Source organism: Massilia hydrophila, from assembly GCF_020208145.1.
GTDB lineage: Bacteria > Pseudomonadota > Gammaproteobacteria > Burkholderiales > Burkholderiaceae_D > Telluria > Telluria hydrophila.
The window spans coordinates 258565-272627 of sequence record NZ_JAHYBX010000005.1 but is presented as its reverse complement, the minus strand read 5'-3'; the positions used below and the strand labels follow the sequence as shown (position 1 = coordinate 272627).

The 14063-nt window shown below is 67.6% G+C and carries 12 protein-coding genes; 6 read left to right on the top strand and 6 right to left on the bottom strand.

Going from position 1 to position 14063, the window contains the following annotated elements; genetic code table 11:
* The first annotated feature begins 129 nt into the window (after positions 1–129).
* The 6 genes from LE190_RS14655 to LE190_RS14630 all read left to right on the top strand — a co-directional run bounded on the left by LE190_RS14655 (position 130) and on the right by LE190_RS14630 (position 6879).
* Positions 130–1116 (top strand): alpha/beta hydrolase, encoded by a 987-nt coding sequence (locus LE190_RS14655; RefSeq protein WP_225239396.1) that lies wholly within the window; start codon positions 130–132, stop codon positions 1114–1116.
* 384 nt (positions 1117–1500) lie between these two features.
* Positions 1501–2511: a BMP family lipoprotein gene (locus LE190_RS14650; RefSeq protein ID WP_225239395.1), complete on the top strand. Its 1011-nt coding sequence runs from the start codon at positions 1501–1503 to the stop codon at positions 2509–2511.
* A 102-nt stretch (positions 2512–2613) separates the two neighbouring features.
* Positions 2614–4143: an ABC transporter ATP-binding protein gene (locus LE190_RS14645; RefSeq protein ID WP_225239394.1), complete on the top strand. Its 1530-nt coding sequence runs from the start codon at positions 2614–2616 to the stop codon at positions 4141–4143.
* Between the two features lie 15 nt (positions 4144–4158).
* Positions 4159–5250, top strand: a complete 1092-nt coding sequence (locus LE190_RS14640) for an ABC transporter permease (RefSeq protein WP_225239393.1) — start codon at positions 4159–4161, stop codon at positions 5248–5250.
* Between the two features lie 3 nt (positions 5251–5253).
* The gene (locus LE190_RS14635; protein WP_225239392.1) at positions 5254–6219 is read left to right on the top strand and encodes an ABC transporter permease; all 966 of its coding nucleotides are present in this window, start codon (positions 5254–5256) and stop codon (positions 6217–6219) included.
* A 273-nt stretch (positions 6220–6492) separates the two neighbouring features.
* Positions 6493–6879 carry a hypothetical protein gene (locus LE190_RS14630; protein WP_225239391.1) on the top strand — a complete coding sequence of 129 codons (387 nt, stop codon included), beginning with the start codon at positions 6493–6495 and terminating at the stop codon, positions 6877–6879.
* A 71-nt stretch (positions 6880–6950) separates the two neighbouring features.
* Here LE190_RS14630 and LE190_RS14625 read toward each other — a convergent pair whose 3' ends face one another.
* From LE190_RS14625 to LE190_RS14600, 6 genes are all read right to left on the bottom strand, one after another.
* Positions 6951–7826 carry a MipA/OmpV family protein gene (locus LE190_RS14625; RefSeq protein ID WP_225239390.1) on the bottom strand — a complete coding sequence of 292 codons (876 nt, stop codon included), beginning with the start codon at positions 7824–7826 and terminating at the stop codon, positions 6951–6953.
* A gap of 90 nt (positions 7827–7916) precedes the next feature.
* Positions 7917–8651 carry an ABC transporter ATP-binding protein gene (locus tag LE190_RS14620; RefSeq protein WP_225239389.1) on the bottom strand — a complete coding sequence of 245 codons (735 nt, stop codon included), beginning with the start codon at positions 8649–8651 and terminating at the stop codon, positions 7917–7919.
* On the bottom strand, positions 8644–9846 hold the full coding sequence (locus LE190_RS14615; protein WP_225239388.1) for an ABC transporter permease: 1203 nt from the start codon (positions 9844–9846) through the stop codon (positions 8644–8646). The genes LE190_RS14620 and LE190_RS14615 overlap by 8 nt, the downstream gene beginning before the upstream one ends.
* 5 nt (positions 9847–9851) lie before the next feature.
* Entirely contained in the window at positions 9852–11090 is a 1239-nt protein-coding gene (locus LE190_RS14610) for an efflux RND transporter periplasmic adaptor subunit (RefSeq protein ID WP_225239387.1), read from the bottom strand.
* A 54-nt stretch (positions 11091–11144) separates the two neighbouring features.
* Positions 11145–12206 carry a S1/P1 nuclease gene (locus LE190_RS14605; RefSeq protein ID WP_225239386.1) on the bottom strand — a complete coding sequence of 354 codons (1062 nt, stop codon included), beginning with the start codon at positions 12204–12206 and terminating at the stop codon, positions 11145–11147.
* A 38-nt stretch (positions 12207–12244) separates the two neighbouring features.
* A complete protein-coding gene (locus LE190_RS14600) occupies positions 12245–13933 on the bottom strand; it encodes a bifunctional metallophosphatase/5'-nucleotidase (protein ID WP_225239385.1) in 1689 nt (562 codons plus the stop codon).
* Positions 13934–14063: the final 130 nt, after the last annotated feature.

Below are 14063 nucleotides of genomic sequence, written 5' to 3'. Positions count from 1 at the left end.
CGGACACAGGCGCAGGAGCGGGACCGTACTGTTGTATTAGCCCAACTGTTCCGCACCTGGTTTCCTGCGCGCTCCGCTGAGCGAAGTGCCGCACAGAACAAACGGCTGGGGTGCGCGTAGACTGGGAGCATGGACACCTCAAAGAAAATGGCGGCGGGGATCACCGGGTTTGCAAGCTTCCTGTGGCTGACCCTGACGGCCGCGGTAGCGGCCAACCAGCGCCGCCTGGTGTTCAATCCCTGCATCACGCCCGAAGTCGAAAGCCCGCGCAGCAGCGGGCACCGCACCCGCCCCATCGTCCTGCGCGCCCGTGACGGTACGCGCCTTTGCGGCTGGCTGCTCACGCCGCTCGTTCCCGGCCCGCGTCCGGCCGTGATGTACTTCGGCGGCCGCTCGGAGGAAGTGTCCTGGGTCGCGCGCGACGCCGGCAAGCTGTTCCCCGGCATGACGGTGCTGGCCATGAACTACCGCGGCTATGGCCAGTCGCATGGCGTGCCGGCCGAGATCCACATGATCGAGGATGGCTGCACCCTGTACGACTGGCTCGCGGCCCTCGGCCAGGTCGACGCGGCGCGCATCGCGGTGGTCGGCCGCAGCCTCGGTTCCGGGGTCGCGGTGCAGGTGGCCAAGGAAAGGCCGGTGCATTCGGTGGTCCTGATCACGCCCTACGATTCGATCCTGGCGATCGCCAAGCGGCGCTTCCGCGTGATGCCGATCGAATACATGCTGCGCCACCGCTTCGAGTCGATCAAGTACGCGCCCTCGCTCAAGGCCCCCACCTACGTGCTGCGCGCGCATGAAGACGACGTGGTGCCGCATTCGCACACCGACCAGCTGGTGGGCAAGCTCGCCACCCTGGTGGCCGACGACACCGTGCCCGGCTCGGACCACATGAACATCCCCTACCTCGACGCGACCCAGGCCCTGATCGCCAGCTTCCTCACGCGCCAGTTCGCGAAGCCGGCCGCCCCTCCCCAGCTTCCGGCCGCGGAAGCGGCTCCGCCGGATGCCGCGGCAGCCGTCGTCGACCTTGGCCAGGAAGTCGGCCCGAGACCGGATGTCACGACAGCCGCACCCCTGCCCGCGTTCGACACGATGAACGCCATAGCAAAATAATTGCTGAAAATTGTCAGCAGTTATATTTCCTTGGAATAAATTGCCAAGTAAAATCGTATTTGTCATCAATATGTCGCTTGATGCATATTTGACAGGCTGAGCTGCGTACATCCGGATTTCCCAGATTTCTCTTGAATGCGCGGCATCGCGGCTGGTTCCGCTCCGGGTCTGTTGCACTCAAGCTACACGCAGCAAGCACTGTCGAGAGAATCAAGTCCACGATACAAATCGTAACCACACGCGCGCCGTGCGGCTGACACAATGCGCTGCGCATGGTCGGGCACAAGGCCTTCGGGCGGCGCCGTTGACGATGCAGCTTGCGCCGCCCGTTCCTGTCTCACTGTCGGGCCGGGTACAATATCGAAATTCCCAGGAGCCTCATTCATGAAACTCAAGCAACTTTCCATGACCATTGCGGCGCTGTGCGTCGCCGGCAGCGCAGGCATTGCACACGCTGCGCCCGCCGCGCCGAAGCTTGGCATGGTCTACGATGCAGGCGGCAAGTTCGACAAGTCGTTCAACCAGTCCGCCTTCGAAGGCCTGCAGCGCTTCAGCAAGGAAACCGGCATCAAGGTCCTGGAAGTGCAGGCCAACAGCGATACCCAGGCCGAGCAGGTGATGCGCGGCCTCGCGCGCAAGAAGGTCGACCTGATCGCGGCGATCGGCTTCTCGCAGACCCAAGCGGTGCAAAAAGTCGCCAAGGAGTTCCCGAACGTGCGTTTCGTGCTGATCGACAGCGTCGCACAGGGTAACAACATCAACTCGGTGATGTTCAAGGAACAGGAAGGCTCCTACCTGGTCGGCGTCGCCGCCGCCATGGCCTCCAAGACCAAGAAGCTGGGCTTCGTCGGCGGCATGGACATCCCGCTGATCCGTGCCTTCGCCTGCGGCTATGCGCAAGGCGCGAAAGCGCAGTACCCGAAAGTTGAGATCATGCAGAACATGGTCGGCACCACCGCCGCGGCCTGGAACGATCCGGCCAAGGGCGGCGAGCTGGCGCGTGCGCAGTTCGACCGCGGCGCCGACGTGGTGTTCGCGGTGGCCGGCGGCAGCGGCATGGGCGCCCTGCAGATGGCCAAGACCAAGGGCAAGCTGGCGATCGGCGTCGACTCGAACCAGAACTACCTGCACCCGGGCTCGATGCTGACCTCGATGGTCAAGCGCGTGGACGTCGCCGTCTACGATTCCTTCATGGCGATGAAGAACGGCACCTGGAAGCCGGGCGTCACCCACAAGGGCCTGAAGGAAGGCGGCGTGGACTGGGTCCTGGACAAGGACAACCGCGCGGTCGTCTCGCCGGAGATGGAAAAGCGCGTGAACGCCGTGCGCAGCGACATCATCAACGGCAAGATCAAGGTCATCGACTACCGCGCGGCAGGCAGCTGCCCGGTCTGATCCGCCCTTCCCTCAGAAAGCGCGCCGCGCCGGTTTCCCCCGGCCCGGCGCGCTTTTGAATGAAGGCTTCTTCGCATTTACCAAACCTTATTACTGATCGCAATGCAGCCAGCCGTAGAATTTCGCAACATCAGCAAGGCCTTCGGGGCCGTGCAGGCGAACGCTGACGTCAGCTTCTCGATCGCCAAAGGCTCGATCCACGGTGTGATCGGCGAGAATGGCGCGGGCAAGTCCACCCTCATGAGCATCCTGTACGGCTACTACAATGCCGACAGCGGCCAGCTCCTGATCGACGGCCAGGAGCGCCAGATCCGCACCTCGTTCGAGGCGATCGCGCTCGGCATCGGCATGGTCCACCAGCACTTCATGCTGGTCGAGAACATGACCGTGCTGGACAACGTCATGCTGGGCACCGAGGGCGGATTCAAGCTGGCTGCCAAGCGCAAGGAAACCGAGGCCAAGCTGCGCGAGATCTGCGCCCGCTACCGGCTCGACGTCGATCCGCTGGCCACCATCCACGACCTGTCGGTGGGCGCGCAGCAGCGCGTCGAGATCCTCAAGCAGATCTACCGCAGCGCCGAGATCCTGATCCTGGACGAGCCCACCGCCGTCCTCACCGCCCAGGAGACCGCCTCGCTGTTCGAGATCCTGCGCCTGTTCAAGGAACAGGGCAAGACCATCATCCTGATCACCCACAAGCTGGGCGAGATCATGGAGATCACCGACCAGGTGACGGTGATGCGCGCGGGCCGCGTGGCCGGCGCCGTCGCCACGCAAGACACCTCGAAGGAGCAGCTGGCCAACATGATGGTCGGCCGCCCGATCGAAGGCAACCTGCCGCGCAAGCCCTTCAATCCGGGCGCGCCGGTGCTCAAGGTCTCGAACCTGCAACTGCAGGACAAGAACAAGGTCAAGCTGCTGTCCGACATCGACCTGACCGTGCGCGCCGGCGAGATCGTGGCCATTGCCGGCGTGTCGGGCAACGGCCAGAGCGAACTGATGGAAATCCTGTCGGGCATGCGCCTGCCGACTTCCGGCACGGTCGAATTCCTCGGCCAGGCACTGCCCTATGCCGGCCGCGCCAATGCCGACGGCCTGCCCGCCACGTTCCGCGAGCTGGGCATCGGCCACGTGCCGGAAGACCGCCTGCGCGACGGCGTGATCAAGGACTTCTCGGTCATGCACAACACCGTGTTCGGCTACCAGGACCGGGGCAGGAACAAACTGGGCCTGTTCGACTTTGAGGCCATCGCCAGGCGCTGCGCGCACCTGCTGGAAGCGTTCGACGTGCGCCCCAAGGACCCTAGCCTGCGCATCGGCCTGCTTTCCGGCGGCAACCAGCAGAAGGTCGTGATCGCGCGCGAAGTCTCCGCCAGCCCGAAGCTGATGCTGGTCGGCCAGCCGACCCGCGGCGTCGACATCGGCACCATCGAGAGCATCCACACCCAGCTGCTGCGCCTGCGCGACGAGGGCGTGGCGATCCTCTTGGTGTCGACCGAACTGGAAGAAGTGCGCGCGCTGGCCGACCGCATCGTGGTCGTCTCCAGCGGCCGCGTCACCGGTGAACTGAACATCGACGAATTCGACACGACCCGCATCGGCCTGCTGATGGGCGGGATGCACAAGCACTAAGAGCTGAACAAGCCAATGAAAACGACTGAACTCCCACGCTGGGCCTCGGGCTTCGTCCTGCCAGTCCTGAACCTGCTCTCGGCCTTGCTGGTGGCCGCGCTGGTGATCCACCTGCTGGGCGAGAGCCCGGTCGAATCGCTGCAGATCCTGATCAACAGCGCCGTCATCAATCCGGAAGGCCTGAGCTACACCCTGTTCTACGCCTCCACGTTCGTGTTTACCGGCCTGGCGGTCTCGGTGGCGATGAAGGCGGGCCTGTTCAACATCGGCGCCGAAGGCCAGATGTACCTGGGCGGCCTGGGCCTGACCCTGGCCATGCTGGCCTTCGACGCCTCGCTCTCGCCCTGGCTCCTGATCCCGCTGGCGATGGTGGCCAGCGCCGTCTTCGGCGCCGGCTGGGCCTTCCTGCCCGGCTACCTGCAGGCCAAGCGCGGCAGCCACGTGGTGGTCACGACCATCATGTTCAACTTCATCGCCGCCAGCCTGATGAACTTCCTGATCCTCAAGCTGATCCCCGAGGGCGACCAGAACCCGGCCAGCCGCGTGTTCGCGGAAGCGGCGTGGATGCCGCGCCTGGGCGAGTGGTTCCCGGTGCTGGGCGACACGCCGCTGAACATCGGCTTCTTCCTGGCGATCGTGGCGCTGGCGGTCTACTGGGTGATGATGACGCGCTCGCCCTGGGGCTACAAGCTGCAGGCCACGGGGCTGAACCAGCACGCGGCCCACTACGCCGGCGTGCGCATCAGCCGCATGATCATCGTGGCGATGCTGATCTCGGGCGCGCTGGCCGGCCTGGCCGCGGTCAACTCGATCCTCGGCTCGACCCACTACCTGAGCCTGAACTTCCCTGCCGGCGCCGGCTTCATCGGCATCGCGATCGCCCTGATGGGGCGCCAGCACCCGGTGGGCATCTTCCTGTCCGCGGTGCTGTTCGGCGCGCTGATCCAGGGCGGCTTCGACCTGTCGCTGGAAAAGCCGAACATCCCGCAGGAGACCTTCATTTTCATCCAGGGACTGATCATCCTGTTCTGCGGCGCCATGGAGAACCTGTACGCGCCCGCCGTCCTCAAACTGATCAATGCAAAAAACAAGGCAAACAAGGGTTAAGCCATGGACGACTTCCAATTCGCCAGCATCGTCGTCACGATGATTCGCAATGCGCCGGTCCTGATCTTCGCAGCCATGGCGGGCCTGTTCGCCGAACGCAGCGGCGTGATCGACCTCGGCCTCGAGGGCAAGATCCTCGCCTCGGCCTTCGTCTCGGCCGGCGTCGCCTACGCCTACCAGGACCCGTGGATCGGCATCGCCGCCGGCATCCTGGCGTCCACCATGCTGGCCCTGACCCAGGCCTTCGTGTCGATCACCCAGAAGGGCAACCAGCTGGTCGCGGGCATGGCGATCAACATCGCCATGAGCGGCCTGACCTTCGTGGTGGCGCAGTACTTCTTCCAGCAGGGCGGCCGCACGCCCGACCTGGGCGAGGCGCGCCTCGCCGAGATCGTCCTGCCAGGCACCGCGGCTCTTGCCGATATTCCCTTCATCGGCTGGCTGTACGGCAGCGTGATCGGCGGCCATACCGTGCTGGTCTACCTGGCTTTCCTGCTGCTGCCGGTGGTGCACTGGGTGCTGTACCACAGCCGCTTCGGCCTGCGCCTGCGCGCCTGCGGCGAAAACCCGCATGCGGCCGACGCCGCCGGCATCTCGGTGCAGCGCACCCGCTACACCGCGATGCTGATCGCCGGCGTGCTGTGCTCCTTCTCGGGCGCCTACCTGTCGATCGTCCAGAGCGGCTTCTTCCTGCGCGACATGTCGGCAGGCGCCGGCTACCTGGCGCTGACGGCGATGGTGTTCGGTAACTGGCGTCCGCTGCACACGGTGCTGGGCTGCCTGATGTTCGGCTTCTTCGGCGCCGTGCAGGTGCAGATCGAAGGCGTGGACCTGCCGGTGGTGGGCCGCATTCCGGGCGCGCTGATCCAGATGATTCCGTACGTGCTGACCGTGATCGTGCTGGCCGGGCTGATGGCGAAGTCGGTAGCGCCGAAGGCACTGGGCAAGCCCTTCGTCAAGTCGCGCTGAACCGGCGCGGTGTCAATCGATGGCCTGCAGCTTTGCAGGCCATTTTTTTTTGGCAGCGTGGACGCACAGGCGGAATAGAGGAAGGTCAACGCGTGGGCGGCGGCCCCCACCCAGGATGCTATTGCTTTACACCATGATTGTTGCTTGGGATGTGAGCAAATGTGACTGGGGTAAGCCTTTGTAAGCATGGTCAACAGGCTAGCGCAAGCGTTCGTTTGATGCACAGGTGACACGATTACGTACGCCAGAAACCGAACCAGAAAGGATTTACCAATGAAGAAGACCATTGCTTCCCTGATCGTCGCTCTGTCCGCTACCTCGGCCTTCGCCCAGATCACCGCTCCGGCCGCTACCGCTACCCAGGCCACCCCGCCGACCGCCGTGACTCCGGCCACCCCGGCAACCCCTGCTACTCCAGCCCTCCCGGCAACCCCGGCCACCACCACCATCGACAGCACCACCGGCGGCACCGGCAGCACCGCGGCGACCGCGGCTTCGCCCGCAATCCCGGCGACGCCGGCGACGCCCGCCACCCCGGCTTCGGCAGCGTCGGCAGCCGATGCGGCCGACAAGGCCGACAAGGCAGACACCAAGCAGGACAAGCATGACAAGTCCAAGGCCTCGCGCAAGAACGCCAAGGACGGCACCAACGGCAAGTAATCCCCGTTGACCGCATCACCGGGCAGCGGCGCTGCCCGGTCCCGCATACGCCGCGTGGCCCCGCGCGGCGCCTACTGGATCGCTGGATCCACTGTTTCCACCCCGCTCGCGCGGCGGCTGGAACGCTTGAAGGTCCACATCACCCCCACCCCGCCCGATACCCCGCTGTCCTTCACGTGCAGGGGACTGCCGCGGTTCGCCGCATTCCGGTAGCTTTCATAGCGCAGGTAGCCGAACACCCGCACGTCCTCGTCGATGCGGCGCGAGCCGAACAGGCCCAGGCGCATCATCAGAAGGCCGGCATCGGCGGCATACGCCGGCCGCGTGGGCGTCGCGTATTGCGGCGCCACTTCGTAGAAATGGCGGTTCAGGCGGCGGTCGCCCAGCACCGCCGACAGGTTCGTCTCGAGGGTCCACAGCCCGCGCTCACCCGCCATTTCATAGGCCAGGCGCGGCTCGAAGCTGGCGCCGCGCCGGTGCAGGCCGCTGCGCGCCTCGATCACCGCGCGCAACGGGAATTCGGCGCGCAGCCGGCGCTTGCCGCCAAGGTCGGCCAGCAGCACTTTCAGGCGCGGACCGAATTCCAGCAGGGGCCCGAGGTCCGGCATGCCGGCACGTTCGTCGACATCGTCCGAATCCGAAGGCAGCGCGCCGGCGAAGCCGATGTCCAGTTCCGCCCTGCTGCTGCGGAACAGGCGCGCGGCGATCCCGGAGCGGTCGGCGCGCACGACCTCGCCCCGGTACACGATGTTGGGAAACACCAATACCCGCGACTCGCGTTCGTCGGCGCCCGGGTAGGACGGGGTCGAGAGCGCGCCGCCGGCCAGGCCGATCTCCCACAGCGGCAGATTGCGTTCGGGGCTGGACTGGGCGGCGGCATCGCTGGCCAGGGCCAGGGTCAATGAGGAGCAGGCGGCGCAGGCGGCGGCCTTGAGGCGAATGGTCATGGTCATGGTGATGGAACAGGGTCGATGGTGTGCGGCATTCTATCGAAGAGCGCGGCGCCAACGCGCCGCGCAGCACCGATGGCGGCCCGGCTAGCGACCGGATGCACGCAACTGGTCGCTCTCGATGCGGCCGTCGACCAGCGTGATGGTGCGGTCGCACTGCTCGGCCATGCGCGGATCGTGCGTCACCAGCAGCACCGCGCAGCCGAACTCGCGGTTAAAGCGGCGAAACAGCGCGAACACGTCGGCCGCCGACTTGGTGTCGAGGTTGCCGGTCGGTTCGTCCGCCAGCAGCAGGGCCGGACGCGTCACCAGGGCGCGCGCCACCGCCACGCGCTGCTGCTGGCCGCCCGAGAGCTGGTCTGGCTTGCGCTCCTCCAGCCCGGCCAGGCCCACCTGGGCCAGCAGGCTGCGCGCGTGGTCCACCTGCTGCGCATTCGGCTTGCCCGTGGCGACCATCAACGGCATCAACACGTTCTCGAGCGCGCTGAAGGCCGGAATCAGGTGGTGGAACTGGAACACGAAGCCGACCGTGCTGCCGCGCAGCGCGGTGCGCCCGGCATCGAGCATGCGCGAGGTCGGCGCGCCCAGCAGGAACAGCTCGCCGGCGCTGGGCTGGTCGAGCAGGCCGATCAGGTTGAGCAAGGTACTCTTGCCTGAGCCGGAAGCGCCGACCAGGGCCGCGAAGTCGCTGCGCCGCAGGCGCAGGTCGATCCCGTGCAGCACCTCGACCTCGGTCGGCTTGCCGATGTTGTAGCGCTTGCGCAGTCCCTCCAGGCGCAACACTTCCTGCTCGCCGTCGTGGGCGGACATCGCGTCAGACATGGCGGATCGCCTCCACCGGGTCGAGGGCGGCGGCACGCCGCGCCGGCACCGCGGCCGACAGCACACCGGTCAGCGTGGCCAGCACCGCCGCAGCCAGCGGCAGCACCGGGTCCACCGGAATATAGAACAGTTTCGGCCCGAAGGTATTGAAGGCCGCCACCAGGCCGTAGCCGGCGGCACCGCCCAGGACCGAGCCGGCCAGGCCGAACACCGCGCCCTGCACCAGGAACACGCGCAGCATCTGGCCGCGCGTGGTGCCCATCGCGCGCAGGATGCCGATTTCGCGGGTGCGCTGCACCACGCTGACCGACAGCACGCTGGCGATGCCGAGCGCCACGCTCAGGGCGACGAACACGCTGATCATGCGGGTCGACAGGCTTTGCGAGCGCAGCGCGTTCATCAGCTGGCCATTGGTCTCCATCCAGCTTTCCGCCTTCAGCCCGGTCAGGCGGGCGACGCGCGCGGCGATCTCCTGGGCCGCGAAGATGTCGTCCACCCGGAGGTCGATGACGGTGGCCGCGCCGGCCAGGTCGAGCAGGGACTGGGCCTGCTTCATGTCGAGGTAGACGTAGCGCGCGTCGAGTTCGCGCACGCCGAGTTCGAAGATGCCGGCGATGTTCACGACGCTGTCCCTTCCCTGCCCGCCGTCCAGGCGCAGCTTGTCGCCCACGCGCATGCCCAGGTCGCTGGCCAGCTGCCTGCCGATCACGGCATTGCCGGCGCCGACCCGGAACACGCCGGCCACGATCTCGTCCTGGACCGGGATGATGCGCCGGTAGCGCGCCGGATCGATGCCGACCAGCGCCACCGACTGCAGGGCCTCGCCACGGCGCGCGAAGGCCGGGCCGGAGATCAGCGGCGACACGGCCGTGATGCGCGGCAGCGTGTCGAGCACGTCGCGCACGCCCTGCCAGTTATTGATCGAACGGAGGCGCTGTACGCGCTTGCTTTCCAGGACCAGCTGCGCGGCCCCGTCGGCCGGGACCAGCACCCGGTTGCGTTCCTCGAGCGGCTGGACCTTGATATGGGCCTGGGTGCCGAGGGTGCGCTCGATGATGTTGGACTGCAGGCCTGTGATGAGGGCGGTGAGGAAGACGATCACCGCCACCCCGACCGCGATCCCGACCAGGATCAGAGTGCTCTGGGCCTTCCCTTCGCGCAGGAAGCGGATCGCGATGGTCCACTCGATCCACATCGGCGTCAGTCCAGCTTGACCGGCAGCTCGTTGCGGGTGGCGGCGCCGTCGCTCGGCCTGGCCGCGACGGGGCGCACGCGCTGGCCGGCTTCCACGCCGGCACTGGCATCGGCCAGCACCCAGTCGCCGGCACGCAGGCCGGAGACGACCTCGGTACTGGCCAGGCCGCGCAGGCCGAGCTTCACGCGGCGCCGTTCGGCGCGGCCATCGACGACCACCCACAGCGCGCTGTCGTCGCTGTCGTCGCCGTCGGTCCGGGCCAGCGCGTCGTTCGGCACCACCAGCGCGCGCGCGCGCCGGCCCGTCTCGATGTTGACCGACACCGTCATCCCCTGGCGCAGGAAACCCGGCACCGGGTCCACCGCCAGGCGCACATCGGCGCTGCCGCGCTGCGGGTCGACCGCGGGCGCGATGAAGCCCAGCCGCGCCGGGAACGGCCGGCGCGGGAAGGCGTCGGCCACGCACATGGCGGGCTGGCCGAGCGCCAGCACTTCGAGATTCTTCTCGTCGACCGGCACCAGGATCTCGGTATCGCCGTCGCGCGCGATCTCGAACAGCACCCGTCCCGGCTGCACCAGGTCGCCCGGCTCGGCATTGCGGCTCAGGACGGTGCCCGCCACTTCGGCGCGGATCGTGGTCTTCTCCAGCTGCGCACGGGCGCTGGCCAGGCGCGCGCGCGCCGCCGCCTCGCCCGGACTGCCTTCGGCCAGGGAGCGCGCCGCCAGGCGCGCCTGCTCGAGCGCGCTGCGGGCGACGGTCTCGGCCTGCACCGCCTGTTCCATCGCCTCGCGCGTGATCATCTGCTGGCGGAACAGCTCGCGCCGGCGCGCCGCCTCGCGGCCGGCCTGGGCCAGGCGCGCCTCGGCTTCGCGCAGGCTGGCCTGGGCCTGCGGCCGGGTCGACTGGCGCAGCTCGGCCAGCGCGGCCTCGGCCTCGCGCACGGCGGCGTCGAGTTCGTCGGCGCGCAGCACGGCCAGCACGTCGCCGGGACGCACCCGGTCGCCCTCGCGCACGCGGCGCTCGACCAGCACCCCGGTGACGGCGCTGCCGACTTCGGCGCGCGAGACGGCGGCCACGCGGCCGGTGGCGACCACGGTCTGCACCAGCGGCTGCGCCACCACCTGGTAGGCAGGCAGCGCGGGGCCGCGCGCGCGCGCGGACAGGATCCAGGCCGCGAGGGCCAGCAACAGGAGCGCCAGCACCAGCCAGCGATGGCGTTTCAGCTTGTCGAAGAAGGTTCGCATCCGGGATCCTGGAGTGGTTGGGCGGCCGCAGCCGGCCGCCCTGGACGCCGGTCCTTAAGCCTTGTCCGGGAAGATCGCCTGCAGGATGGCAGCCAGATTGTAGCCACCCTTGATCAGTTGCTGCTTGGCGAGCTCGGAACTGGGAACCGGGTAGTTCTGCGGCACTTCGAGCGCGAAACTGTAGTAGGTCTCGCCTTTCTTGCCGGTCTGCTGGGTCAGCGCGCCGGCGCTCACGCCCTCGAAGGCCTGCTTGGCGACATACAGCGAATGGTTGGCCCAAGCGTAAGGCGCGGTGATCGGATCGCCCTCGATCAGCGGCAGCACCTGCTTGCCGGCGATGACCTTGTCCGCGAACTGCTGCGGCGTGCGCGCCTGCAGGCGGCGGAACGCGTAGTCGACCGTGGTGCTGTCCCAGTACGAGTGGAAGGGTTTGGTCAGGGCCTGGGGCACGCCCTCGCGCACCGGCACCGGCTCGCCCGGCGGAATGCTGGCCGCTTCCAGCGCGCTCAGGCGCGGCACGTCGAGCAGCAGGCTGTTGCTGCCGCGGGTATCGAAGATCGCGCGCTCGTCGATCTGTTCCTGGGCGCTCGGCGCCACGAACTTGCCGTCGCGGCCGACGAAGGCGGCGCCCACGTGCAGCGGCTGGTGGATGTCGCCGGCGAAGTGGGTCAGCAGGATCAGCGCCTGGCGCTTGGTGAAATTGTGCGGATTGAGGGCCGGATCGGTCTTGCCCTGCAGGACCGCGATGCACTGGCGCAGGGTCTGCACGATGTCGACGCCGGTGCGTCCCGGGCCATGGTTGTCGTAGTGGTCGTGCTGGAAGGGCACGTTGGTGTAGTGGTACTTGTCGTGCTCGGGGTTGGCCTTGACGTACTCCAGCATCTCCTGGGTCTGGGGGCCGCAATAGCTGCCCTTGACGCAGTCGGCCCAGTTGGCGATCGACTCCAGCGTTTCCCCCGGCAGCAGGAGGGCCTGGATCTGCTTCTGGGCATACGAGCCCTTGAGCAGGCGGTCGGCGATGGCGCCGACCGCCTTGTGGCCGTCGCGGCCCCAGGCCGCGGCGTCGAAGGATGCGAAGGCGCTGGTCAGCGCAAGTACACAGGCGAGTTTTTTCATGGTTTTCCTTGCTGGATTACGGAGCCGGGAGCGCAGGCTCAATCGGCCTTGATGACGCGCGCGCCGGCGGCGAACGAGGGCTGGGCCTCGCCCTGTCCTTCGATGCTGCGCAGGTAGTCGATGAAGGCATCGAGGATCGGCACGCCGGTATCGACCCGGTTCGCGCCCTTCACGAATTCGGGATAGTTGTCGCCGCCTTCGGTCAGGAAGTTGTTGGCCACCACGCGATAGATCTTGCTGTCCTCGAGCGCGGCGCCGTCCAGGGTGATCGCGCCCACGCGCTGCCCGGGCGGACGCTTCTCGTCCCACTGGTAGCGCAAGCCCTCCGAGACTTGCAGGCGCGACGGCGTGGCCGCGGCCGGACGGGCCCACTGCTGCTCGAGCAGCTTGCGGATCTGGGCGCCGCTCAGGTCCATCACCACCAGGGTGTTCCCGAAAGGGAGCACTTCCTGGGCCTGGCCGAAGGAGACGACCTTGTCGGGGCCGGCCTCCAGGTCCTTGCGGATGCCGCCTTCGTTCATGAAGCCGATCTGCGCGCCCAGCTTGCGGGTGGCGGCCAGGCCGGCGTCGGCGATCAGGTTGCCGAGCGGCGCTTCGCCGGCGGGGTTCAGCTTGCGCAGCACGGGCGCGGCTGCCACGCGCGCGATCGGACGGCCGAGCGCGGCGCGGCTGCTTTCCTTCACCTGCGCGACGAAGGCCGCCATCTTCGCATCGGCCGGATGGTCGCCCCCTTTCATCAGGACGTTCTCGACCTTGATGTCGCCGACGTGGCCCACGCCCTTCTGGACCGTCATCTCGATGCGGGTCAGGAGGTGGCCGTAGGAGGCGGCCTGGGTCACGGTGCGGCCCTCGATGCTGCACAGGTAGCCCATGTGGGTATGGCCGCTGATCACCAGGCGGATCGCCGGATCGAGCTTCCTGACGATGTCGACGACCGGGCCGGTCAGCTGGCTGCAGCCCGGCGTCATCGGATTCTCTTTCGTGGTGCCGCCTTCGTGCACCAGGGCCACGATCACGTCCGCGCCCTGGCGGCGCATCTCGGGGATCGCGCGGTTGATGGCCGCGGCCTCGTCGCCGAACTCGAGGCCGGCGATGCCCGACGCCATCACCACCGAGCGGGTATCCTGCAGCACCACGCCGACCAGGCCGACCTTGATGCCCTTGACCTGTTCGATCTTGAAGGCCGGGATGAAGGGCTTGCCGGTGGCGCTGTCGATCACGTTGCCGGCCAGGTAAGTGAACTGCGCGCCGCGGTAGTCCTTGCGCATCTGGCAGGCCTTGTCGGGCCGTGGCGAATCGCAGCCGCCATGCTGCTGGCGCAGCAGTTCCTTGCGGCCGGCATCGAATTCATGGTTGCCGACCGCGGAGACGCGCAGGCCGAGCATGTTCATCGCCTCGATCGTGGGTTCGTCCGCCCACAGCGAGGACATCGCCGGGCTCGCGCCGACCAGGTCGCCGGCCGAGACGAACAGCAGGTCCTTGTCCTGCTTGCGCCAGGCCTGCAGGGCCGCGGCGACGGCCTCGATGCCGCCGGCGCGGATCGGCTCGGCCTTGCTGCCGTCCGGATTGACCGGGGTATAGCGGCTCGGTTCGAGGTTGCCGTGGAAGTCGTTCATGGCGACCAGCTGGATGGTCACCGGGCCGGGCGCCGTGGTAGCGCAGCCGGCGAGCGCCAGCGCCAGCGCCAGGCAGGAAAGGCGTGCGGGGGCACGGAGGGAAACGGTCATGGTGTTCTCGGTATGTGGGACGGGCTCCGCGAGCCCATCCGCATTATCCCACGCTGCCATGCAGGCCCGCCATCTTTACGGGGACAGGCACGGGACAGGGGACGTGGGAGACAAGGCCTTCAATCAATGA